Origin of the sequence: Curtobacterium sp. PhB191, from assembly GCF_004346515.1 — a bacterium.
Taxonomy (GTDB): domain Bacteria; phylum Actinomycetota; class Actinomycetes; order Actinomycetales; family Microbacteriaceae; genus Curtobacterium.
In genome coordinates this window covers 101159-122299 of the sequence record NZ_SMBV01000007.1, presented here as the reverse complement: position 1 = coordinate 122299, position 21141 = coordinate 101159, and the positions used below count along the sequence as shown (strand labels likewise).

At 71.8% G+C, this 21141-nt stretch carries 17 protein-coding genes; 7 read left to right on the top strand and 10 right to left on the bottom strand.

The annotated features are described in order from the left end of the window. Window positions 1-12 precede the first annotated feature (12 nt). Together EDF48_RS12775 and EDF48_RS12770 are read left to right on the top strand one after the other, a co-directional pair. Window positions 13-282 (top strand): hypothetical protein, encoded by a 270-nt coding sequence (locus EDF48_RS12775; RefSeq protein ID WP_123291791.1) that lies wholly within the window; start codon window positions 13-15, stop codon window positions 280-282. 273 nt (window positions 283-555) lie between these two features. Beyond that, window positions 556-1044, top strand: a complete 489-nt coding sequence (locus EDF48_RS12770; RefSeq protein WP_111084734.1) for a hypothetical protein — start codon at window positions 556-558, stop codon at window positions 1042-1044. A gap of 56 nt (window positions 1045-1100) precedes the next feature. Here EDF48_RS12770 and EDF48_RS19315 read toward each other — a convergent pair whose 3' ends face one another. Then, window positions 1101-1931 (bottom strand): helix-turn-helix transcriptional regulator, encoded by an 831-nt coding sequence (locus EDF48_RS19315; protein ID WP_131880411.1) that lies wholly within the window; start codon window positions 1929-1931, stop codon window positions 1101-1103. A 131-nt stretch (window positions 1932-2062) separates the two neighbouring features. Between EDF48_RS19315 and EDF48_RS12760 the strand changes: the two genes are divergently transcribed. The 3 genes from EDF48_RS12760 (at window position 2063) to EDF48_RS12750 (ending at window position 11032) form a co-directional block, all read left to right on the top strand. Then, window positions 2063-3349, top strand: coding sequence for a bifunctional glycosyltransferase family 2/GtrA family protein (locus EDF48_RS12760; RefSeq protein ID WP_243698102.1), 1287 nt, complete (start codon window positions 2063-2065; stop codon window positions 3347-3349). Between the two features lie 328 nt (window positions 3350-3677). Continuing rightward, the gene (locus tag EDF48_RS12755) at window positions 3678-9245 is read left to right on the top strand and encodes a glutamate synthase-related protein (RefSeq protein WP_131880407.1); all 5568 of its coding nucleotides are present in this window, start codon (window positions 3678-3680) and stop codon (window positions 9243-9245) included. Further along, window positions 9242-11032, top strand: coding sequence for a flavodoxin domain-containing protein (locus EDF48_RS12750; protein WP_131880405.1), 1791 nt, complete (start codon window positions 9242-9244; stop codon window positions 11030-11032). The genes EDF48_RS12755 and EDF48_RS12750 overlap by 4 nt, the downstream gene beginning before the upstream one ends. Window positions 11033-11430: 398 nt before the next feature. On the opposite strand, the gene EDF48_RS12745 is transcribed toward EDF48_RS12750, so the two are convergent. From EDF48_RS12745 to EDF48_RS12730, 4 genes are read right to left on the bottom strand one after another with little or no spacing between them, the layout of a single operon-like run. Next, window positions 11431-11826, bottom strand: a complete 396-nt coding sequence (locus tag EDF48_RS12745) for an ATP-dependent DNA ligase (protein ID WP_131880403.1) — start codon at window positions 11824-11826, stop codon at window positions 11431-11433. An 8-nt stretch (window positions 11827-11834) separates the two neighbouring features. After that, a complete protein-coding gene (locus EDF48_RS12740) occupies window positions 11835-12977 on the bottom strand; it encodes an alpha/beta fold hydrolase (protein ID WP_131880401.1) in 1143 nt (380 codons plus the stop codon). 4 nt (window positions 12978-12981) lie between these two features. After that, window positions 12982-13887, bottom strand: coding sequence for a hypothetical protein (locus EDF48_RS12735; RefSeq protein WP_123938426.1), 906 nt, complete (start codon window positions 13885-13887; stop codon window positions 12982-12984). Further along, window positions 13887-14276, bottom strand: a complete 390-nt coding sequence (locus EDF48_RS12730; protein WP_123938427.1) for a hypothetical protein — start codon at window positions 14274-14276, stop codon at window positions 13887-13889. Before EDF48_RS12730 ends, EDF48_RS12735 begins: the two co-directional genes overlap by 1 nt. Window positions 14277-14434: 158 nt before the next feature. Here EDF48_RS12730 and EDF48_RS12725 point away from each other — a divergent pair, with 158 nt between their 5' ends. Together EDF48_RS12725 and EDF48_RS12720 are read left to right on the top strand one after the other, a co-directional pair. Continuing rightward, window positions 14435-14779 carry a metalloregulator ArsR/SmtB family transcription factor gene (locus tag EDF48_RS12725; protein WP_123291783.1) on the top strand — a complete coding sequence of 115 codons (345 nt, stop codon included), beginning with the start codon at window positions 14435-14437 and terminating at the stop codon, window positions 14777-14779. Continuing rightward, window positions 14779-15762, top strand: coding sequence for an SRPBCC family protein (locus EDF48_RS12720; protein ID WP_131880399.1), 984 nt, complete (start codon window positions 14779-14781; stop codon window positions 15760-15762). The genes EDF48_RS12725 and EDF48_RS12720 overlap by 1 nt, the downstream gene beginning before the upstream one ends. Window positions 15763-15828: 66 nt before the next feature. Here the strand turns inward: EDF48_RS12720 and EDF48_RS12715 are convergent, their stop codons facing one another. Genes EDF48_RS12715 through mvk form a run of 5 tightly spaced genes read right to left on the bottom strand, consistent with a single transcriptional unit; the run spans window position 15829 to window position 21133 of the window. Then, complete coding sequence (locus EDF48_RS12715; protein WP_131880397.1) at window positions 15829-16980, bottom strand: hydroxymethylglutaryl-CoA synthase; 1152 nt, start codon at window positions 16978-16980, stop codon at window positions 15829-15831. Further along, complete coding sequence (locus EDF48_RS12710) at window positions 16977-18041, bottom strand: hydroxymethylglutaryl-CoA reductase (RefSeq protein ID WP_123291780.1); 1065 nt, start codon at window positions 18039-18041, stop codon at window positions 16977-16979. Before EDF48_RS12710 ends, EDF48_RS12715 begins: the two co-directional genes overlap by 4 nt. Further along, window positions 18034-19116 carry a phosphomevalonate kinase gene (locus EDF48_RS12705; protein WP_123291779.1) on the bottom strand — a complete coding sequence of 361 codons (1083 nt, stop codon included), beginning with the start codon at window positions 19114-19116 and terminating at the stop codon, window positions 18034-18036. The genes EDF48_RS12710 and EDF48_RS12705 overlap by 8 nt, the downstream gene beginning before the upstream one ends. Further along, complete coding sequence (mvaD, locus tag EDF48_RS12700; RefSeq protein ID WP_243648866.1) at window positions 19113-20138, bottom strand: diphosphomevalonate decarboxylase; 1026 nt, start codon at window positions 20136-20138, stop codon at window positions 19113-19115. Before mvaD ends, EDF48_RS12705 begins: the two co-directional genes overlap by 4 nt. Beyond that, on the bottom strand, window positions 20138-21133 hold the full coding sequence (mvk, locus tag EDF48_RS12695) for a mevalonate kinase (protein ID WP_131880393.1): 996 nt from the start codon (window positions 21131-21133) through the stop codon (window positions 20138-20140). The genes mvaD and mvk overlap by 1 nt, the downstream gene beginning before the upstream one ends. Window positions 21134-21141: the final 8 nt, after the last annotated feature.

Below are 21141 nucleotides of genomic sequence, written 5' to 3'. Positions count from 1 at the left end.
CATACTGGTCGCATGACGAAGGAGTACGGCGAGCTGCCGGGTCGCCCGGACCCGTCGGAACTGGTGGTCGAAGTGCCCGCGTTCGAAGACGACCGTCCGCAGCCCGAACCTGCACCGCCGGCGGCCGCACCGGAGCTCGTCGCAGCGACCGAGTTCGCCCGGAGTTCCCACGCGCCGCCGACGATCCGCCGGACCCAGGTCCGTGCAGGGATGTGGATCGCGGGAGTGCCGATCGCGGTCCTCGCGGTCATCGCGATCGTGCAGATACTGCTGCAACCCTGACGGTACCCGCGTGCTCGTTGCGGGTCAGTCGTCACGGACGTCGACGTCTGATCCGCAGAACTCGCCGGGAAAGCGCAAGACCCGAGCGCCCAACCGTCCGGATGGGGCCCGCGCCAGAGGATGGCACGCGCCCGGCGCAACCGTCCGCATCATCAGACGATCGTCCAACGTCCGGGCCGAACGCGTGCAACCCGGCACCCGGCGACGCAGGCTGGGTCCTGTCCGAGCTGGACGACCCACACGGGTCACCACCGCAGAGATGGGAACACGATCATGAACTCGTTCAAGCGCAAGTCCGTCAAGCTCCTCGCCGGCACCGCACTCGGTGGCGCCGTCATCGCCGGGGCGTTCGTCGCGGCACCCGCACAGGCCGCCGAGCCCGCACCGAGCACCTCGGCCTCGGTCGGCGGCAACGTCAACGTCAACCTCGACCCGGTCGCGATCGTCAACGCGATCAAGGACGCCGTGAACGACCAGAGCGACCGCGGCGGCGCCGTGCAGGCCGCGCTCGACGTCGGCTACTGGAACGCGGGCAACCCCGACCGCCTCACCGTCGCGGTGGTCAACAAGAACCAGGACATCACGGTGTCCGGCGACGTCGCGGACGCGCAGTCGATCGACATCAAGGGCGGCAACTACGTCATCTACTGGTTCAAGGGCCCCGGCTCGATCACGAACAACGGTGACGGTGGCTGGCTGAACTGGGGTGCGTTCGGCAACATCGAACGCATCGACAACGTCATCCACGTGAACGGCGGCTGATCCGCCAGCGCTGATCCGTCCGTCGGCGCTGCACCGACGCCCCGGGGACCACGGTCTCAGGGGGCGTCGTCGTGCGCGGCGGGACGCTCGGCGGCGGGCTCGATCGCCGGGGGCCAGGTCCGTGCTGCACCGCGGACCTCGCGCCGTGCACGGATCCACCCCTTCACGAAGGCGACCGACACCAGCGCCGTCCGGTTCGGCGCCTTCCACGACTTCATCAGCCGTCCGAGGTGCCACGCGACGGCCTGGCGACTGTAGGCCGTCTCCTTCGCGATCTCGTCGTTGGAGAGCCCCTGCGCGGCGAGCGCGAGCATCTGTTCCTCGGTCTCGTCGAGGCCAGGCGCACGGGCGACGAGGTCGATCTCCCCGGTGGTGACCGCCGCCGCGGACTCGCCCGCCGATCGCCGTCGCTGCTCGGCCCAGGCCTCGGCCCAGCACGAGCCGAGTTCATGGGCGACGAGCGAGGCGCGGCTCATCGCGAGCATCGTCCGGCCGGCGTGGTCGAGCGTGACGGCGTGGTCGCGGGTGGCCGTGTGCATGACGAGGGCGAAGACCCGGATCGCCGGCAGGGCCCCGCGGAGCACGACCGACACGTCGACGCGGGGGTCCTCCGCGCTCGCGGCCGCCACCGCGCGCAGCTGGGCGAGGCACTCGCGGTCGACGGGTTCACCGCGCTCCACGGCACGCAGCGCGGCGGGGAGCACGAGCGGGACGATCTCGGCGTACCGGCGTCGCAGCCAGTCGTGGCCGTCCGGTCGGATGCCGTGCAGCGGAGGCGTGAGCAGGAGCTCCTCGAACTCCGGACACCGCTCGTCGAGCGCCAGGCCGAGCCGCTCCCCCGGGAGCAGCACCGCCGATCGGTGTGCGTCGTCGCGCTCGGTCGTCATCGTCCGTCGACCGTATCCGCGCGACACCTGTCGTGTTCGACCGTGACGTGAACGGTCGCCGAACGCCGTTCTTACCGGGAGCACAGCGCACTGCCTCGGTCCGCATGTGCCCGCTGCCGAGCATGAGCGGCATGACGGAGACGAACCAGACCCTCGACATCGACATCGTCGTCCCCTGCTACAACGAGCAGGACACGCTCGCGGCCCACGTGCGACGCCTGCACACGTTCTGCCGGACGTCGTTGCACCACTCTTGGCGGATCACGATCGCCGACAACGCCTCGACCGACGACACCGCGCGGATCGCCGACGACCTGGCCGCCATGCTGCCCGGCGTGCACGCGGTCCACCTGCCCGAGAAGGGTCGTGGGCGGGCACTCAAGGCCGTGTGGGGTGCATCTCCGGCGACCGTGCTCGTGTACGTCGACGAGGACCTGTCGACGGACCTCGCGGCACTCGAGCCGCTCGTGGCGCCGCTGGTCTCCGGGCACTCCGACCTGGCGATCGGCACGCGGTTGGCGGACTCGTCGCGGGTGGTCCGGGGCAGCAAGCGCGAGTTCATCTCCCGCTCGTACAACCTGCTGCTCCGCACGACGATGGGGGTGTCGTTCTCGGACGCGCAGTGCGGGTTCAAGGCGGTCACGAAACGGGCGGCCGACCAGCTGCTGCCGCTGTGCGAGGACGACGCGTGGTTCTTCGACACCGAGATGCTCGTCCTCGCCGAGCACGCGGGACTGCGCATCCACGAGGTCCCGGTGGACTGGGTCGACGACGTGAACTCGTCCGTGCAGATCGCCTCGACGGCCACCGAGGACCTCAAGGGCATGTGGCGCGTCTCGCGGGGCATCGCCAGCGGGCGGGTGCCGGTGGGTGCCGTGTACGAGACCATCGGCCGCCGTCCGTTCACGCCACCGCACGTCGGGTTCCTCGGGCAGGTGCTGCGCTTCGGCGCCATCGGGGTGCTGTCGACCGTCGCGTTCGCGGTGCTGTACGCACTGTTCCGTCCGGCGATCGGGGCGCAGACCGCGGACTTCCTGGCCCTGCTGCTGACGGCGATCGGCAACACCGCGCTCAACCGGCGGTTCACGTTCGGTGTGCGGGGGCGTGCCGGAGCCGGGCGACACCACGTGCAGGGGCTGGTGGTCTTCGGCGTCGCCTGGGCGATCACGTCGGGGTCGCTCGTGGTGCTGCACAGCACGACGCCGGGAGCGTCGCACGGTGCCGAGATCCTGGTGCTGACGGCCGCCAACCTGGTCGCGACCTGCGTCCGGTTCGTGCTGTTCAAGGCGTGGGTGTTCCGCAGCGGCCGCCGTCGCCCGGAGCTCATCTGCCCCGGCACGACCCCCGCCGCCGACGCCAGCACGGCGGTGACGGAGCCGATCGCCGTCGACGAACGGACCGGCGAGCGCGCGGCCTGACACCGTGCCGGGCTGGCCACTCGGTGCGGGGTCGTTCGGCCCGCGCGGCCCGTCGCACCGTGCGGTGTGGCCCATCCCGTGCGAGGTTGCACGCTCCGTGCAGCGCAACAACAGCGCACCGAGCGGGCAACCTCGCACCAGCCGGACAGGCGCGCACGGTGCGCCGCACCGCGCGGTGTTGCGTGGGCGGTATACCGCGCCGTAGCATCGCCGTACCGCACCACAACCCCACAGGGCCCGACTGCCAACACCGGTCTGCCCGCGGCGAGCGCTCCATCGATGCAGCCTGGCCGTCCGCTGCCGGCAACGCCCCACTGGACCCGCACACGTGAACCCCACATCTTTCGGTCTCTACGACCCTGCCCGCGAATCGAGCGACTGCGGCGTCGGTTTCATCACCCGACTCGACGGCACGCCCCACCACGACGTCATCCGCAAGGGTGACGAAGCGCTCTGCGCCATCCCCCACCGCGGCGGCAAGTCCGCCGAGGGTGTCGGTGACGGCGCCGGTGTGAGCATCGACCTGTCGGTGGAGTTCTTCAGCGCCATCACCGGCCAGGAGCTCCGCGCCGGTCACTTCGGTGTCGCGAACTGTTTCGTGCCGAGCGGCGCAGGTGCGGCGGCGGACGCCGAGCGCGCCCGTGCGCGGCAGACCGTCACGGACGCCATCGAGCAGCAGGGCTTCGAGCTGCTCGTCGTCCGCGACGTCCCGGTGGACCACTCCGTCGCCCGGCCCGAGGCCGAGCAGTACCAGCTGCCGATCGTGCAGTGGGTCTTCCGCGCGCCCGAGCAGTGGGACCGCACCGAGGTCGACGCGGCGGCGAACCGCGCCCTGCTCGCGATCGAGTCGGTGTCCTACGGCGAGGCCGCCGAGCAGCGCGCCGAGCACGCGGCCCTGTACCCGCTGTCGCTCAGCGCCCGGACCCAGATCCTGAAGGGCCGCCTGAACTCGGGCGAGGTCATCGGGTACTTCACGGACCTGCGTGACCCGCGTCACTCGGTGCGGACGCTGTACTTCCACACCCGGTTCTCGACGAACACCGAGCCGCACCCGACGATGGCGCAGCCGTTCCGGCTGATGGCGCACAACGGCGAGCTGAACACCGACCGGAAGAACCGTCTGTCGGACGAGGCACTCGCCCGTGCCCGCACCCGGAGCATCGTCCGCCCGCCCGGGCAGTCGGACTCGAGCCGCCTCGACCAGACGCTGCAGAGCCGCGTGTTCGACGACGGACTCGAGATCGTCGAGGCCGTGGTCTCGCTCATGCCGCCGGCGTGGGAGAACGACCGCACGCTGACCGCCGACGTGCGGGACATGCTCGAGTACTTCTCGCTGTACGAGGAGAAGAACGACGGCCCCGCCGCCGTGATCTTCAGCGACGGCGACGTGGTCGGCGCGCGCCTGGACCGCCTGGGGCTGCGTCCGCTGCGCACCGTCGAGACCACCGAGTACCTGATGGTGTCGTCCGAGGCCGGTCAGGTCACGTTCGACGCCGACGAGGTCGTGCACCGCGGCCGCATCGAGGCCGGCGGCATGCTCGTCGTCGACCACCGCACCGGCACCCGGATGCGCACGGACGAGGTGCTGCGCATGCTCGCGGCCCGCCGCGACTACGGCACGCTGCTCGACGCTGCGCGTGTGAACCTCGACGACCTGCCCGCTCCGGACTACGAGCGCACGACGACCACCCTGGGCTACGAGGGCGACCTGTCGCTCGCCGGCCGGTACGTGGCGTACTCGCTGAACCAGGAGAGCTTCCGGTTCATGCTCGACCCGATGCTGCAGAACGGCTCGGAGCGGATCTCGGCGATGGGCTACGGCAACGCCATCAACGCCCTGAGCGACACCGAGGGCGGCATGGCGAAGTACTTCTCGCAGCGCTTCGCCCAGGTGACGAACCCGCCGCTCGACTCGATCCGTGAAGCCGACGGCATGAGCATGCGCGTGGCGCTCGGCGCGAAGCCGGACGGCACGGGTTCGACGAGCCGACAGCTCGTCGTGCAGTCGCCGATCCTCGGCCACCTGGACATGGTGCGCCTGCGCGACCAGGACATCGTGCCGCTCGAGCGCTTCGACATGCTCTACGTGCCGGTGCTCGGCGACGAGCAGGCGAACGCCGACGCCGTGCGCGACGCCGTGGACGCCCTGTGCGACGCCGTGGAGCAGTTCGCGGGGACGTCCGGCGGCATCGCCGTGCTGACCGACCGCGAGGTCTCGTCGGCCAGTGCGCCCCTGCCCGTGATCCTGGCCGTGGCCGCCGTGAACCAGCGGCTCATCGAGACCGGGCTGCGCCTGCGGGTGTCCGTCGTCGCCGAGAGCGGTCAGCTGCCATCGTCACACCACGTGGCGACGGCGCTGGGCTTCGGCGCCTCGGCTGTGTACAGCTTGAGCGCGCGCCTGCGTGCCGAGGAGAAGTACCCCGCCGCGCCGGCCCCCGCCGGTGAGCTCACCGCGACGGACCTCGCGCTGAAGCAGTTCCGCAAGGCCGCCGAGAAGGCGCTGGCGAAGACCATGGGCCGCGTCGGTCTGTGCACCGCCGAGAGCTACATCGGTGGCGCGTTCTTCGAGCCGAACTACCTGGACACCGGCGACGACGTCCTGGCGCGGGTGTTCCCGCACATGCAGGCCCCCGTGGGCGGCGTCGGCTTCGCCCGCATCGCCCAGGCGGCGACGGACTGGCACGAGCGTGCCCGCTCGGTCGCGGCCGAGGGCCAGGTCCCCCTGCTCGGCCTGTTCAAGGAGCGCTCGGACGGTGCCGGCCACTCGTTCGGCGTCGCGAGCGTCCGCGGGTTCGGCGGGATGACCGAGGAGCGTCCGGCCTTCGAGCGCTCCGGCGACTCGGACGCACTGCGCCTGCTGACGCTCGGTCAGCTCGACGACTCCTTCGGCATCACCGACGCCGCGTACCGCAACACCGGCTACGACCGCCTCAGTGACACCGAGATCGACCAGCACCGGATCACGCCGGGCTACGTCACGTTCCTGCAGACCACGCACGACGAGCGGTCGCGCCGTCCCGCTGCGCTCCGCGACGTGCTCGCGCTGCCCGCGGACGTCACCGGCATCGACACGGCCGAGGACTTCGCCCGCGAGCTGGGCCGGTTCTCGACGACCGGCAACGCCAGCGTCACCGTGCGCGGGCTGTCCGGCTCGCGTCCGACGGATGACCAGGACCTGCCGGGAGGCACGGAGCGGTTCCGCCTCGCCCTCGCGTCCACGGGGACCACGGGTGCACTGCGCCACCAGGCCCTGGCAGACGGCCTCGCGCTGCTCTACCCGGGCCAGGTCGACGTCGACGCCGTCGACGCCACCCAGGTGACGCTCCGCGCCACCGGCGCGGCCGTCGGGCTGCTCGCCCTGCTCGAGAGCGCGCCCGACAGCGTCGAGCTCGACGAGGTCCAGCCGGCGCACGAGATCACCCGGACCCTGGCGTCCGGCGCGATGAGCCACGGCGCCCTCGTCGCCACCGCGCACGAAGCGGTGGCGCACGGCACGAACATGGTCGGCGGCATGTCGAACAGTGGTGAGGGCGGCGAGCACCACTCCCGCTACGGCACCATCCGCGGCTCGCGGATCAAGCAGTTCGCCTCGGGTCGCTTCGGCATCTGGGCGGGCTACCTCGCCGACCCCATGCTCGAGGAACTCGAGATCAAGATCGGTCAGGGCGCGAAGCCCGGCGAGGGCGGTCAGCTGCCCGCGCCGAAGGTCACGGTGGACATCGCCGCGGCCCGTGGTGGCACCCCCGGCGTCGAGCTCATCTCGCCGCCGCCGCACCACGACACGTACTCGATCGAGGACCTGGCGCAGCTCATCCACGACTGCAAGGCCGCCCGTGTCCGGGTGATCGTGAAGCTCGTGTCCTCCGAGGGCATCGGCACCATCGCGGTCGGCGTCGCCAAGGCCGGTGCGGACGTCATCAACGTCGCGGGCAACACCGGTGGCACCGGTGCCGCGGCCGTCACGAGCCTGAAGTACGCGGGACGTTCGGCGGAGATCGGCGTCGCCGAGGTCCACCAGGCCCTCGTCGCGAACGGCCTGCGCTCCAAGGTCACGCTCCGGTGCTCGGGTGCGCACCAGACCGGGTCCGACGTCGTGACGAGCGCCCTGCTCGGCGGCGACAGCTTCGAGTTCGGCACGACCGCGCTCATGATGCTCGGCTGCGTCATGGCGAAGAACTGCAACGTGAAGTGCCCGGCCGGCCTCACCACGAACGCCGAGGCGTTCGAGGGCGACCCTCGTGCACTCGCGCAGTACCTGCTCAACATCGCCCACGACGTGCGGCAGATCCTCGCCCGCCTCGGTCTGCGCTCGCTGCGCGAGGCACGGGGTCGCACCGACCTGCTGCAGCTCCTCGACCACCCGGCGAGCGTCGGGCGTCTGGACGCCCGCGCCCTGCTCGCGCAGGTGCCGGAGAAGGTCGTGACGGACCCGGAGTACCTGGAGAAGGACTTCCACACCGACGACGCGCTGCTCGAGCGCATCCGCACGGCGCTGGTCGACCACGCCCAGGAGCACGTGCTCGTGCACGGGGTCCTGCTCGGCAACAGCGACAAGTCCGTCGGCGGCCAGCTCGGCATCGACGTCGAGCGCCTGCTCAACCACGAGCTCCGCGCCGAGGACGTCCAGGGGCTGCCCGCCGTGGCGACCGACGACCGCGGGCGCCGCCGGCTGGTCGACGGTGCGGTCACGATCCGTACCCAGGGCTCGGCCGGTCAGTCGTACGGCGTGTTCAACAACGACGGCATCGTGCTCGAGCACACCGGCACCGCGAACGACGGCGTCGGCAAGAGCCAGAGCGGCGGTCGGATCATCGTCCGCGCTCCGGGCGGCGGCAGTGCCGACCAGGGCGGGAACGTCCTGATCGGCAACTTCGCGCTCTTCGGGGCCACCGGCGGCCGCACGTTCGTCGAGGGCGAGGCCGGAGACCGCTTCGCCGTGCGCAACTCCGGCGCCACGGCCGTGGTCGAGGGCGTCGGCGACTTCGGGTGCGAGTACATGACGGGCGGCGCCGTGTTCAACCTCGGCGCGTTCGGCAAGGGGCTCGGCAACGGCATGTCCGGCGGGTTCCTGTACCAGTACGACCCGTCCGGTCAGGTCGCCCAGCGCGCCAGCACCGACTCGCTCCTCGTGTTCCCCGTCACCGACACCGAGCGCGGCGCGTTCCACGAGGCCGGCGCGCGCCTGCTGCTCGAGTGGCATCTCGAGGCGACCGGGTCGGCGCTGGCCGAGCGGCTGCTCGCCGACTGGGAGACCACCCGGCAGCACGTCTTCGTCGGCATGCCGCGCGCCCTGCTGCTCTCGCAGGACGCCGGCGAGATCCTCGCGGCGGCCACCCGCTCCGAGCTGCTCGACGAGCTCGCGTCCTCGATCGCCACGGACAAGCTCCGTGCGTTCAAGGTCGACTACCGCGACCAGCGCACCGTCCTCGACGGCCGGGCCCCGGCCCTCGGCGACCAGGGCGACGACATGTTCTCGCTGCTGTCGTCGTACACGGTGCTCGGTGTCGCCCAGGACGTCGCCCTCGAGCGCGTCCCCGGTGCGGGTCCGAACGACCCCCGCGTCACCGAAGCGGTGAAGAACCTCGTCCTGACCGAGGACTTCTCGGTGAAGCAGCGCGTCGTGAAGTACCTGCGCGGCACGCTCGACCGGTTCGCGGACGACCAGCTCGCGACGCTCATCGCGATCAAGCGGCTCGACGACTACAAGCGTGCGCTCACGCAGCGGAACAACCGCAGCATGGACGCACCGGGCACCACGGGGTGGATCATGCACCAGAACGCCAAGAACGACGGCCGCGTCCGCGAGGCCCGCTTCGACGAGCTGCTCGCCACCGCGGCGCTCGAGGACATCGCCCGCCGTGCACCCCAGGCGCCGACCGAGGCGGTGTCCGCGTGAGCCTGCTCCCCCCGACCGGATCGCTGATCCCCGTCGACGCACCGTTCTCGGCTGCCCAGGAGTCCTGGCTGGCCGGGTTCATCGCGGGCATCGCCGCCGCCGGCAAGAAGGCGTCCGGCGCCGCCCCCACGACGACGATCGACGTGCTGTTCGGCACGCAGACCGGCAACGCGGAGTTCCTGGCCGACGAGCTCGTCGCCGGGGCGAAGGCCCGCGGGCTCGGTGGCCGTGCCGCTGCACTCGACGCCGTCACCCCGGAGCAGCTCGCCGAGATGACCCACGTGCTCGTCGTCACCTCGACGTACGGCGAGGGCGAGATGCCCGACAACGCCGGCCTGTTCTGGGACGCGGTCCAGGCGTCCACCGTGCCGCGGCTCGAGGGACTGCAGTACGCCGTCCTCGGCCTCGGGGACACCAGCTACGACGAGTTCTGCCAGGCCGGCAAGCTCCTCGACACCCGCTTCGAGCAGCTCGGCGCGACCCGGGTGCACGACCGCGTGGACTGCGACGTCGACTTCGAGGACGCCGCCGCACTCTGGAGCGCCGCCGTGCTCGACCGGCTCGCTGCCGAGGCCGGCGCGACGGGCGCACCCGGCGCGACCACGGGCAGTGGTGCCGACGGCGGTGCCGCCGTGACCGGCGGGGCGGGCGCGGGCCGTGCCTCCCGGCCGGGGTCGCAGTGGAACAAGCGCAACCCGTACCCGTCGCGGCTGGCCGAGAACCGGCTGCTCTCCTCGCCGCGCAGCGCGAAGGAGATCCGGCACTACGAGTTCGACCTCGGCGACTCCGGCATCGAGTACGCCGCCGGCGACGCCCTGGCGGTCGTGCCGGTCAACGACGAGGTCTTCGTCGCGGAGCTGCTCGAGCAGGTCGGCGCGAACGGCGGCGAGTCGTTCGACGGCCGACCGATCACCGAGGTGCTGCGGAGCGACCGCGAGGTCCGCACGCCGTCGAAGGACCTCATCGCGGACCTCGTGCAGCGCGCCCCGGCGAGCGAACTCGCCGCGGTCGTCTCGCACGGCGACAAGCACGAACTGGACCGGTGGCTGTGGGGCCGTGACGTCCTCGACCTGCTGCGTGACGCCGGACCGGCCGCTCCCGGACTCGACGAGCTGCTGCCGAACCTGCGCCCGCTGCAGGCACGCCAGTACTCGATCTCGTCGAGCCCGCTGGCGCACCCGGACCGCATCCACCTGACCATCGCGTCCGTCCGGTACGGCGACCCGCACCGGATGTACGCCGGTGTCGCGTCGACGTTCCTGGCGGACCGGGTCGACCCCGACGGTACGGTCGACGTCTACCTGCAGCCGAACGCGTCGTTCGGCGTGCCGGCCGACGCGTCCGCACCGATGATCATGATCGGTCCGGGCACCGGCATCGCCCCGTTCCGCGGGTTCCTGCACGAGCGGGCCGCGGCCGGTGCGACGGGGCGCAACTGGCTGTTCTTCGGCGACCAGCACCGCGACACCGACTTCGTCTACCAGGACGAGCTCACCGAGCTGCAGGAGCAGGGCGTGCTGAACCGCCTCGACCTGGCGTTCTCACGCGACCAGGCCGAGAAGGTCTACGTGCAGACGCGGATGCGCGAGCAGTCCGCCGAGCTGTTCGCCTGGCTCGAGGACGGCGGCCACGTGTACGTGTGCGGCGACGCCTCGCGGATGGCGAAGGACGTCGAGGCCGCGCTGCTCGACGTCATCCGCATCGGCCGCGGCCGCGACGAGGACGACGCGCTGTCGTACCTGGCCGACCTGCGCCGCACGAAGCGGTACGTCCGCGACGTCTACTGAGCCAGCAGTGCCCGCCCGATCCGGGCAGCAGAACGCCCGGGCAGCAGAACGCCCCGGTAGCGGAACCCGAATCCGACTGCCGGGGCGTCCTGTGGAAGGGTGCCGGTCAGTGAGGCCTGACCGACGAGCCCAGTGGCGTGACGCAAGGACCCGGGTGCGATGACCCGGCTTCCTGGACGACGAGTCTCCTGATCCGGGACTCCCGTCGTGCTCGCCACTCGATCGCCGATGGTTGGTCGGCGCCGGGCGCGCACTGCGTCACGGTCATTCGGGTCCCCCTCCTGCCGCGGTTCGTTGCCGTCACCGGCTCCCTGGATGCCGGCCCGAAGGGACGACTCTGATCCGCGGTACAGAAACGCTACGACGATCGGCGGATCTTCGGAACCCGTTGACGGGAATCACTCAGCCGTGCTACCGCTCGGTGTCCCCGAAGCGTCGTCGGCGTCCCCCGGTGCGACCGCTCGCGACCACGCCGAGTCGGCCGCCGTGCTCGTGTCCGGCGGTTCCGGCGTCAGGACGAGCCCCGACCCGGACGTGGCCGAGGCGTAGAGGTCCTCGAGCCAACTGCGGTTGATCGACGGCACCCGGCTGCCGGAGAACTTGAAGTGCAGGCCGACGTTCGGGTTCAGCCAGATCGTGCTGCGGCCGTTGCCGTGGATGACGTCGTCCTTCCACGAGAACGCGAACCGGTGATCACGCCGGAGCATGTTCACGATCACGATCTGCAGGTGTGTCATGGCACGGTCGTCGATGCGGAGGTCGAGCGGCTGGCCGTCGTAGATGAGCTGACCCATGGCCCCTTCTACTCCATGGTGCCGGTGTGGTCGAGCGATCTCGCCCAGGTCGTGATGGTGGTGTCGAACCAGACGGCGTCGACGTTCCGCTCCCAGGCGTGCTCGGCGGGCTCGCTGACCGCCAACGTCACGGTGTCGGGGTGCGCGTCGGCGAACTCCCGACTGACGGCGAACGGCACGGTGGTGTCCCCCGACGAGTGGATGAGCAGGGTCGGCGGCAGGCTCCGCGGCGCGTGCAACCAGGAGAGCGCGCGGACGTCCACGGGTGAACGGAGCCCGACGAGGCGGCACACGAGCGGCAGCGCCATCGCCCGGAGCGCGGCACCGACGACGAACCCGGGGAGCCCGGCACGACCGGCCTGGGAGCGCACCGTGGTCGCCCAGTCGAGCGCCGGCGACACGAGGACCAGCCCGACGAACCGGTCGCGGTGCGCCGACCGTGCCAGCAGTTCGTGGGTGATCGTCGCGCCCATCGACCACCCCACGATGACGAGCCGTTCGGCCCCGTTCGCGACGGCGTGGTCGAGTGCGGCCTCGACGTCGGGCCACTCGCGGGCACCGAGGTGCGAGGCGCGGCCCTGCCAGGGCGCTTCGCCGTCGCCGCGGAACGACGGGACGATCGAGGTCCAGCCGGCCTCGAGTGCCGCCGGCACGGTCCGGAGCGCCGTCACGCGGGTGGTGCGGATGCCGTGCACGTGGACGGCCCAGGTGGCGGCGGGCGCGGCCTCGGGGCCACCGGGCCGGATGACCCACGCCGGCGCCGGGCCCACGGGCGTCGCCAGGTCGACCTCCGCCCAGTCGACGTCCATCGCGGCGGGGTCCGGGTGCACGTGCCCGCTCCACCGCACCCGTGTCGACACGTCGCCCGTCGTCCGGACCACCGCACGCCGCACGGTGCCGGCGGCCTCGTCGACGTCGAGCACCGGTCCGACCGTGGTGTGCCCGGTGCCGTCGTGCCACAGGCCGTACTCCCCCGGGCGCACGGTGTCGTCGGTGATCGGGAGCCGGATCGAGTCGTCGGTCGTCTCGAGCACCGGGGTCCAGCGGTCGCCGCCGGGCAGCACGATCTTGCCGACGACCTTCCGCACCACGAGCAGGAACGCCGCCGCCAGCACGACGAGCACGCCGAGCACCCACCAGACGATCGTCATCGCATCAGCCTCCGAGACTGCGGGTCAGGGTCAGTTCCGCCGAGCGCACCTGGGCGAGTTCGGCGTCGTCGAGGGTACGGCCCTGCACCTCGGCGTCGCGGATCGCGATGACGAGGTCGTAGGTCCGTGCCTGCACGTCGCCGTCCCGTTCGACGGCGCGCAGCTCGTGGCGCCGGGCGATGCGGCGGAGTCGTCGGTGGTGCCGACGACACGTCACGTCCCGCCACCACCGGCGGAACGTCAGGGACGCCATCGCGACGACGATGAGGACGATGCCCAGGTAGAACGGCGGGTCGAAGCCCAGACGGAGTCCGTCGCGCAGCGGGGCAGGGAACCACCCGAAGTGGTCGGCGGTGAGGGAGAGCAGCTCGTCGATGCTCGCGATGACCACGAGCGACAGGCCCACCCGGAAGACCACGAGCGCGACCGGGTTGCGCAGCACGCCGTACCGGAGCGTCGCGGCGGCGATCACGCCGACACCGACCATGTAGACCGACCCGTAGAGCCACATCGCCGGCTGGTGGATCTCCCGCACGATGAAGTGGAAGTCGGTGCCGCCCCGGTCGCGCACGGCGAAGAACGGGACGGCGAAGGCCACGACCACCACGAGGAGCGCGAGCGGGCTCGCCAACCCCGGCCGTTTCGGCAGGTCGGACGTGCTCGCCCGGAGCATCAGCCAGAAGGCCGCCGTGGCACACACGTTCTGCACCAGGTTGATGAGGTTCGTGCCCCCGAGGGCACCGTCGAGCACGGTCTGCGGTACGACGCTGCCGAGTGTCAGCAGCCCGAGCGCACCGACGCCGGTCGCGCCCCAGGCGGCGCGGCCACGTGGGTTCCGCAACACGTAGGGCGTGCGGGCGAGGAAGATCAGCGCCGCGCACCAGAAGGCGGCGGCGTGCAGGACGGCCATCAGCCGTAGGCCCGCTCGTCCGCGCTCGCGCTGCCGGCGAGCAGCACGGTCGCCAGCTCGTACGCGAACCGCTCGGCGAAGTGCTCGTCGTCGTCCGAGATGCTCACCAGTCCGGTGTCGCCGTCGAGGGCGCGGCGGCACACGTGCCCGCCCGAGGCGAACTCGGCGATCGAGGTGGTGGTCGGGGCTCCGGCGTCGCCGTGCACGAGGTGTCCGAGCTCGTGCAGGACGCAGTGCATCCGGTACAGCTCGGGGGCGCCGGCCGGCACCAGGACGAGGTTCTCGTGCTCGAACTGCGACACCAGCGCGGTGAGCGGCCCCCAGCTCGGACCGTCGACGTCGACCACGCGGGTCGGCTTGCCGACGAACCGACCGACCCCGGCGACCACGTCCGGGAGCCTCGGCGACGGAGGAAGGGTCGCGACGAGGGCACTGACGGTGTCCGACGCGCTCGAGCCCACTGGCATCGCCCCTTTCGATCTCCGCGGACAGACTACCTGCACGTCCCCCTTGCGCACGAGGGTGGACAGTCGTAACGTACAACCAAATGGTTGTACGAATTGCACTGTCCGACGCCGAGGTCGACCGGGTGTTCCACGCACTGGCCGACGCGACCCGTCGTGACATCGTCCGACGCACGCTCGTCGGGTCCTCGTCCGTCAGTGACCTCGCGGACGCGTACTCGATGTCGTTCGCCGCCGTCCAGAAGCACGTCGCCGTCCTCGAAGGAGCCGGACTCGTGAGCAAGGAAGCACGCGGCCGCACCCGCATCGTGCGCGCCGAACCGGGGCAGCTCGCCCGGGTGCGCGACCTGCTCGACGCCTACGGCGACCTCTGGCGGGGCCGGCTCGACCGCCTCGACACCCTGCTCGACACCGACAAGGAGCAATGATGCCCACCACGTCCGTCCACACCGATCCCGAGGCCCTCGCGCTGACGCTCGTCGCCGAGTTCCCCGTCCCGGTCGAGCGCCTCTGGGGCGCCTTCGCCGATCCCCGTCAGCTCGAACGCTTCTGGGGTCCGCCCGGCTTCCCCGCCACCTTCACCTCGTTCGACCTGCGGCCCGGCGGCCGCGCCGACTACCGGATGACCTCACCACAGGGCGAGCGGTTCCACGCCGTCTGGCAGGTCACCGAGGTCGACGAGCCACACCGCATCGTGTTCCGCGACCTCTTCACCGACGCGGACGGCGAGGTCGACGACGCGTTGCCGGCAAGCGAGACCGTCCTGTCGTTCGAGACCGTCGGTACCGGGTCGCGTGTGACCGTCCGGTCGTCGTTCGGGTCCACCGCCGACCTCGAGACCATGGTGGACATGGGCATGGTCGAGGGCTACGAGCAGGCCTTCGGGCAGCTCGACGCTGTCCTCGCCGACCTGCGCGAGTACGCCCTGGGCAAGGGCACCGTCACCGAGCTCGTCGACGACACCCACGTCCGCATCACGCGGGCCTTCGCAGCACCACGCCACCTGCTGTGGCGGGCGCACACCGAGCCCGAGCTCGTCCGGCAGTGGTTGCTCGGACCGGACGGGTGGGAGATGACGGTGTACGAGAACGACCTGACGCCGGGTGGCACGTTCCGGCAGGCGTGGGCGCCGACGGGTGACACCGAGGGCGAGCCGTTCGGGTTCGAGGGCGAGAACCTCGTCGTGGAACCGGAGCGGCGGATGGTGTCGACCGAGCGGATGACCGGTGCGCCGTTCCCGCCGAACACGAACGACCTGCAGTTCGACGAGGCCGACGGCGTCACCCTCCTGACGCTGCGCATCACCTACCCCGACCAGACGCAGCGCGACATGATCCTGGCGACCGGCATGACCGTCGGCATGGAGACCAGCTACCAGCGTCTGGAACGCGAGGTCCTGTCCGCCACGTGACCAGCGGACGGACGGGAGGCCCGTGGCGGGGCCGCCACGGGCCTCCCGTCCGTCACGCGGTGCGTCTCAGGACGCCTCGTAGTGGCGCGCGCCGCCGCGCACCCCGGCGAAGCGGTACGGCCCTGCCGTGACGCGCGGACGCTCGACGTCGTCGCTCGTCGCGGCGCCGGTCGCGTGCAGCTCGCGGTATGCGTCCACGGTCAGCGGAACGCGGGCCGAGAGCAGCTGCCGGACCCGGCCGACGCGACGGTGCTCACGGTAGGACGGCTGCACGATGCCGGTGAGGAGCTCGCCGACGCTGCCCGAGCCGTAGCTGAACAGGGCGATGCGCTCACCCGCCAGGTCCTCGTCGAGGTCGAGGAGCGCGGCGAGCCCGATCCAGAGCGACGCCGTGTACGTGTTGCCGGTCTGCTTGTTGTACGTGAATCCGACGAACAGCTCCGACTCGTCGAACGGCACGCCCACGTGCTGCGTCAGCTTCCGGTGTGCCTTGAGCGCCATCTTCGTGAACGGCTGGTGGTGGACGAAGCGCACGATGTCCTCGTATGCCGGCCCGCCCTGCTCGGCGAGGTCGTCCCACGCGCCCACGAAGGCGTCGACGTAGGCGCTGACGGACAGGCGGCCGTCGACCAGCGCGGTGGAGCGGTCGTTCGGGCGCCAGAAGTCGTCGACGTCCGCGGTGAAGACGCCGGCGGCCGGCTCGATCTCGATGAGGTCGGGGTCGGCGGACACCAGGATCGCGGCCGCACCGGCACCCTGCGTGGGCTCGGCGGCGGTGTCGACGTCGTAGCGGGCGACGTCGGCGGCGATCACGAGCACACGCTCGTGCGGTGCCCGGGCGATGATGCCGAGGGCGAGCTGCACGGCGGCCATCCCGCCGTAGCAGGCCTGCTTCAGCTCGACGACGCGGACGTTCTTCGGCAGGCCGAGCAGCCCGTGCACGAAGACGCCGGCGGCCTTGGACTGGTCGACGCCGGACTCGGTGGCGAACAGGACGGTGCGGATGCCCTCGACACCGTGGCGGTCGATGACCTCCTTGGCCGCGGCGGCCCCCATCGTGACGATGTCCTCGTCCGGGGCGGGCACGCTGAAGGCGTCCTGGCCGATGCCGACGTGGTACTTCGCCGGGTCGACGCCGAGGCGCTCGGCCAGGTCGTCGAGCTCGAGCACGTGGTGCCCGGTCGCGATGGCGATGTCGTGGATGCCGATGCGCGTCATGCTGCGCCCCCGGCCGGCTTCGTGCCCCGTCGCTCCATGGCGACGTGGGCGGCCATCAGCTCACCCGGGTTCGTCTGGGCGGCGAGGAGCGAGAGCTCCCCGCACAGCACCGTGGCGGCGCACAGGGCGGCGAGACGACGGGCGTTCGCACCGGGCTCGCGGTCCTCGCGGCAGCCGAGGCGCACGAGGGCATCCTCGACGACGGGCAGGTCCCCGCCCTTGCCGTTGCCGACCGTGCCGACGATCAGGTGCGGCAGCGAGGTGGCGAAGTACAGGTCCCCGTCGCGGTTCTCGGCACTCGTGATGCCCTGCGAGCCCTCGACGATGTTCGCGGCGTCCTGCCCGGTGGCCAGGTAGAAGCCGAGCAGCATGTTCGCGTAGTGCGCGTTCGCGGAGCGGAGCGCCCCGGCGATGGTCGAGCCGATGAGGTTCTTCGCGATGTTCAGTTCGACGATGCGTTCGGTGCTCGACCGCAGGCGCTTCTCGACGATCTCGCCGGGGATCACGATCTCGGCGATGGTGTTGCGGCCACGACCACGGATGCCGTTCACCGCGCTGGCCTTCTTGTCGGTGCAGAAGTTGCCCGAGACGGACACGTAGCGCAGGCCCGGCTGCCACGCCAGGATCGCGGGCAGGAGCTTGTCCGCCGCCTGCGTGACCATGTTGTGACCGGAGGCGTCACCGGTCGTGAACGCGAACCGCAGGAACAGCAGGTCACCGACGATCTCGGGGTGCACCTCGATGAGCTTCGCGAACCGGCTCTGCCCGGCGACCAGCGCCTCGAGCTCGTCCTGTCGCGCGAGGATCTGCCCCGCAGCGACGTGCGCCGCGGCGGCACTGGCCGCGCGGACGACGACCGAGCGGGTCATGCGCTCGTCGACGACGGTCGCGACGATGCCGTCGTCGACCATGCGCGAGATGCGGGCGCCGCGGCCGACGGACGGCCAGAGCGGCGACTCGTACGTGGCGAGCGGGACCTCGTGCTCGCCCTGGACCGCGTTGCCGCTGATGCGGATCGGTCCGACCCACTTGGTCGGGATCGGCGTGAGCAGGTCACTCATCGAGGGCTCCTTCTGGTGCTCGCACCGCGACGCTGAGGTGTCTGATGTCGTGCGCCTCCCAGGCGCGGTGGATGCCGGCGGGGTCGATGTCCGCGGGGACGAGTGCGATGCCGCAGTCGCCGCCGCCGGCGCCGGACGGCTTCGCCGCTCCGCCGGCCGCCTCGACGACGTCGCACAGGGTCGCGAGGCGTTCGGTCTCGATCTTCGACCCGACCGAGTCGCCGAGGCGCTGCATCAGCACCCGGGCACGTCGGAGCGCGTCGAGCGTCTGCTCTGCGTCGCCGGTCTGGAGGCCCGTGGTCAGGTCGTCGACGCAGCTGCGGCTCTCGTCGAGGAACGCCTGGTACCCGCCGTTGCGGTGCCGACGCACCACACCGACGAGCTTCGTGGTCGAGGCCGGCGAGCCGGTCCAGCCGACCAGGAGCTGCAGGTTCTCGGGGGCCGGCAGCCGCTGGACGTCGAAGCCCGCCCACGCGGCGGCGTCGGTGAGGATGTCGGACACGCGGCGCTCGTCGACGAACGACGCGAGGTGGTCGCGGTCCGGGGCGCTGTAGCGCAGCCACCCACCGAAGGTGCTCGCGGCGAGGTCCCCGCCGGACGCCCGCGGGTTCACCCGGATGGTGGCGAGCAGGGCGACCTGGAAGCGCTGCCGCTGCGTCAGGCCGATGCCGTAGAAACGGTCGAGGGCACCGACGGTCGCGACGGTCACCGCCGCCGAGGACCCGAGCCCGAACTTCCGGCCGCTGGCGTCGTCGAGCTGGCTCTCGATCCGCAGGTCGTGGAAGCGCGGGGCGATCCCCCGCTCGGCGCGGAGCTTCTCGACGAGGTCGATCGTCGCCATCACGTAGTCGTAGGGGTGGTGCTCGCGGTCCAGGGCGAGGCCGTCTTCGTCGCGCGTCCACGTCAGCGGCAGGTGGCCGTACTCCTCCGAGTGCACGCTGCCCGCACCGTGCGCCTCGGACACGCGTGCCGTGATGGCGCGGTCGAGGGCGATGAGGACGGACGGCTGGCCGGGCTCGACGACGGCGTACTCGCCGGCGACGAACAGCTTGCCGTGGGCGCGGAACTCGATCACTGCACGGACTCCTTCTGGTCGGGGCTGTCGCTCGCTGCGGCGACCCCGATCTCTTCGGAGCGGAGCACCCGAGCGGCAGGTCCGGTGCCGGACTCGATGACGTCGCCGAAGGACGCCAGCGCGGTGGCCACGGCGGAGCGGTCCTCGGGCCGGCAGAGCACGACCACGTTCGGGCCGGCGTCGGCGGTGGCGTAGGCCTCGAGCCCGGCGGCGCGGAGTTCGCCCACGGCGTCGAACACGGCGACGCTGCGCGCGTTGAGGTAGCGGATGGGCGGGAAGGCGCCCTCGATCGTGGCGTGCATGCGCAGCGCGTTGCTCTCGGTGATCTCGCCGATGCGCGTGAAGTCGCCGGCTGCGCAGGCGTCGAGCATGTCGCCGACGGTCTCGGTGGTCGACGTGACCCACGCCGGGTAGAACGGCGACGTGGCGATGGTGCGGCGCATCGCCTCGCGCGAACCGATGGGCTTCGGTCCGGCGTCGATCGTCACGACCACCATGGCCATCGGCGGTGCCGGGATCGGCTCGGCGAAGGACCCCTGGTCGTCGCCGGCGTGCCACACGGCGACACCGCCGGGGATCGACCGCGTGGCCGACCCCGAGCCGCGTCGGGCCAGGCGGGACAGGTCGCGCGGGGACAGGTCGAGGCCGTACGCCGCCGAGGCCGCGGTGGCGAGCGCCGCGAACCCCGACGCGCTCGAGGCAAGTCCAGCACCGGTCGGCACGGTGTTCTCGGACACGACGGACGCGCGGGCGTCGCTGCCGGCGAGCTCCCGCACGAGGTCGAGGAACTGCTGCACGCGCACCAGGGCGCCGTCCTCGACGACGTGACCGTTCAGCGTGAACCGGTCACGGGCCTCCTGGCCGGTGCCGGACCCGCCGTCCAGCGTGACGGTCGTCGTCGTCGGGAACACGTCGAGGCCCATGGAGACGCTGCCCGTGGCGGGCAGCGCGAGCTGCGCGTCCGCCTTGCCCCAGTACTTGACGAGGGCGATGTTGGGGTGCGCGACGGCGGTGGCGGTCATCAAGCGCGGGCTCCGATCGTGGTGGTCCAGGTGGCTGCGGCCCCTGCGCCGCGGAGTGCGGCCGCGATGCGGTCCGCGTGGTCGTCGTCCGCGGCGAGTGCGAGCACGCACCCGCCCCGCCCGCCGCCGGTCAGCTTCGCGCCGAGGGCGTCCGCAGCTCGTGCGGCGTCGACGAGCCGGTCCAGGTCGGCACTCGACACGTCGAGTGCGCTGAGCAGATCGTGCGCGGCGTCCATCGTGGCACCGAGCCCCTGTGCGTCGCCAGCCTCGAGTGTCCCCCGTGCCCGCCGTGCGAGCGTGCCGATCCGGTCGATGACCGCGTCGACGGCGACCGGGTCCTGGTCGTGCCGTTCCCGCACGGCCGCGACCGCCTGCCGGGTGTGGCCGGGGACACCGGTGTCGGCGACGACGAAGGTGAAGCGGGCCCCGAGGGCGACGGGCTCGATGCGGCCACCCTCGAACCAGACCGGCACCGCGGCGACGACACCGCGGGCGTCGAGTCCCGACGGACGGCCGTGGGCGACCCGCTCGCACTCCTGGATGAGGTCGTGGTGGGTCTCGGCGTCGAGGGTCTCGCCGAGGGCGTCCGCGACGGCTGCCGTCACGGCGGCGGCGACCGCTGCGCTCGACCCCATGCCCCGGGCGGTCGGGACCTCGCTGTCGACCCGGACGTGGAAGTGCCGGTCGGTCACCCCGAAGTGCCGCAGGGTCGCGGTGACGGCGGTGACGGTCGGCATCACGGCAGCAGGTGCGAGGTCGAGGGGGCCGGTGTGCACCGTGGACTCGAGGGTGTGCCCCACGACCGTGCCGGTGGCCTCGTCGACGCCGGCGGTGACGGGGCTCACGGTCGCGACGACCCGGGCGTCGAGCACCGGCAGGACGAGTGCGGGTGCGCCGTAGACCACGGCGTGCTCACCGATCAGGATCGTCTTGCCGTGGGACGACGCGGTCCCGGAGCCGGGGGTCGTGGTGGAGTCGAGGTCGCTGCTGGTCATCGTGGGTC

What these genes read in the sequence shown, in the direction of transcription:
- EDF48_RS19315 (WP_131880411.1), bottom strand. Translation starts at nt 1,931, where the DNA reads ATGACGACCGAGCGCGACGACGCACACCGATCGGCGGTGCTGCTCCCG.
- EDF48_RS12745 (WP_131880403.1), bottom strand. Translation starts at nt 11,826, where the DNA reads ATGGGTCAGCTCATCTACGACGGCCAGCCGCTCGACCTCCGCATCGAC.
- EDF48_RS12775 (WP_123291791.1), top strand. Translation starts at nt 13, where the DNA reads ATGACGAAGGAGTACGGCGAGCTGCCGGGTCGCCCGGACCCGTCGGAA.
- EDF48_RS12740 (WP_131880401.1), bottom strand. Translation starts at nt 12,977, where the DNA reads ATGACGATCGTCTGGTGGGTGCTCGGCGTGCTCGTCGTGCTGGCGGCG.
- EDF48_RS12715 (WP_131880397.1), bottom strand. Translation starts at nt 16,980, where the DNA reads ATGACGCGCATCGGCATCCACGACATCGCCATCGCGACCGGGCACCAC.
- mvk (WP_131880393.1), bottom strand. Translation starts at nt 21,133, where the DNA reads ATGACCAGCAGCGACCTCGACTCCACCACGACCCCCGGCTCCGGGACC.
- EDF48_RS12725 (WP_123291783.1), top strand. Translation starts at nt 14,435, where the DNA reads ATGGTTGTACGAATTGCACTGTCCGACGCCGAGGTCGACCGGGTGTTC.
- EDF48_RS12720 (WP_131880399.1), top strand. Translation starts at nt 14,779, where the DNA reads ATGCCCACCACGTCCGTCCACACCGATCCCGAGGCCCTCGCGCTGACG.
- mvaD (WP_243648866.1), bottom strand. Translation starts at nt 20,138, where the DNA reads ATGACCGCCACCGCCGTCGCGCACCCCAACATCGCCCTCGTCAAGTAC.
- EDF48_RS12760 (WP_243698102.1), top strand. Translation starts at nt 2,063, where the DNA reads ATGACGGAGACGAACCAGACCCTCGACATCGACATCGTCGTCCCCTGC.
- EDF48_RS12710 (WP_123291780.1), bottom strand. Translation starts at nt 18,041, where the DNA reads ATGAGTGACCTGCTCACGCCGATCCCGACCAAGTGGGTCGGACCGATC.
- EDF48_RS12770 (WP_111084734.1), top strand. Translation starts at nt 556, where the DNA reads ATGAACTCGTTCAAGCGCAAGTCCGTCAAGCTCCTCGCCGGCACCGCA.
- EDF48_RS12735 (WP_123938426.1), bottom strand. Translation starts at nt 13,887, where the DNA reads ATGGCCGTCCTGCACGCCGCCGCCTTCTGGTGCGCGGCGCTGATCTTC.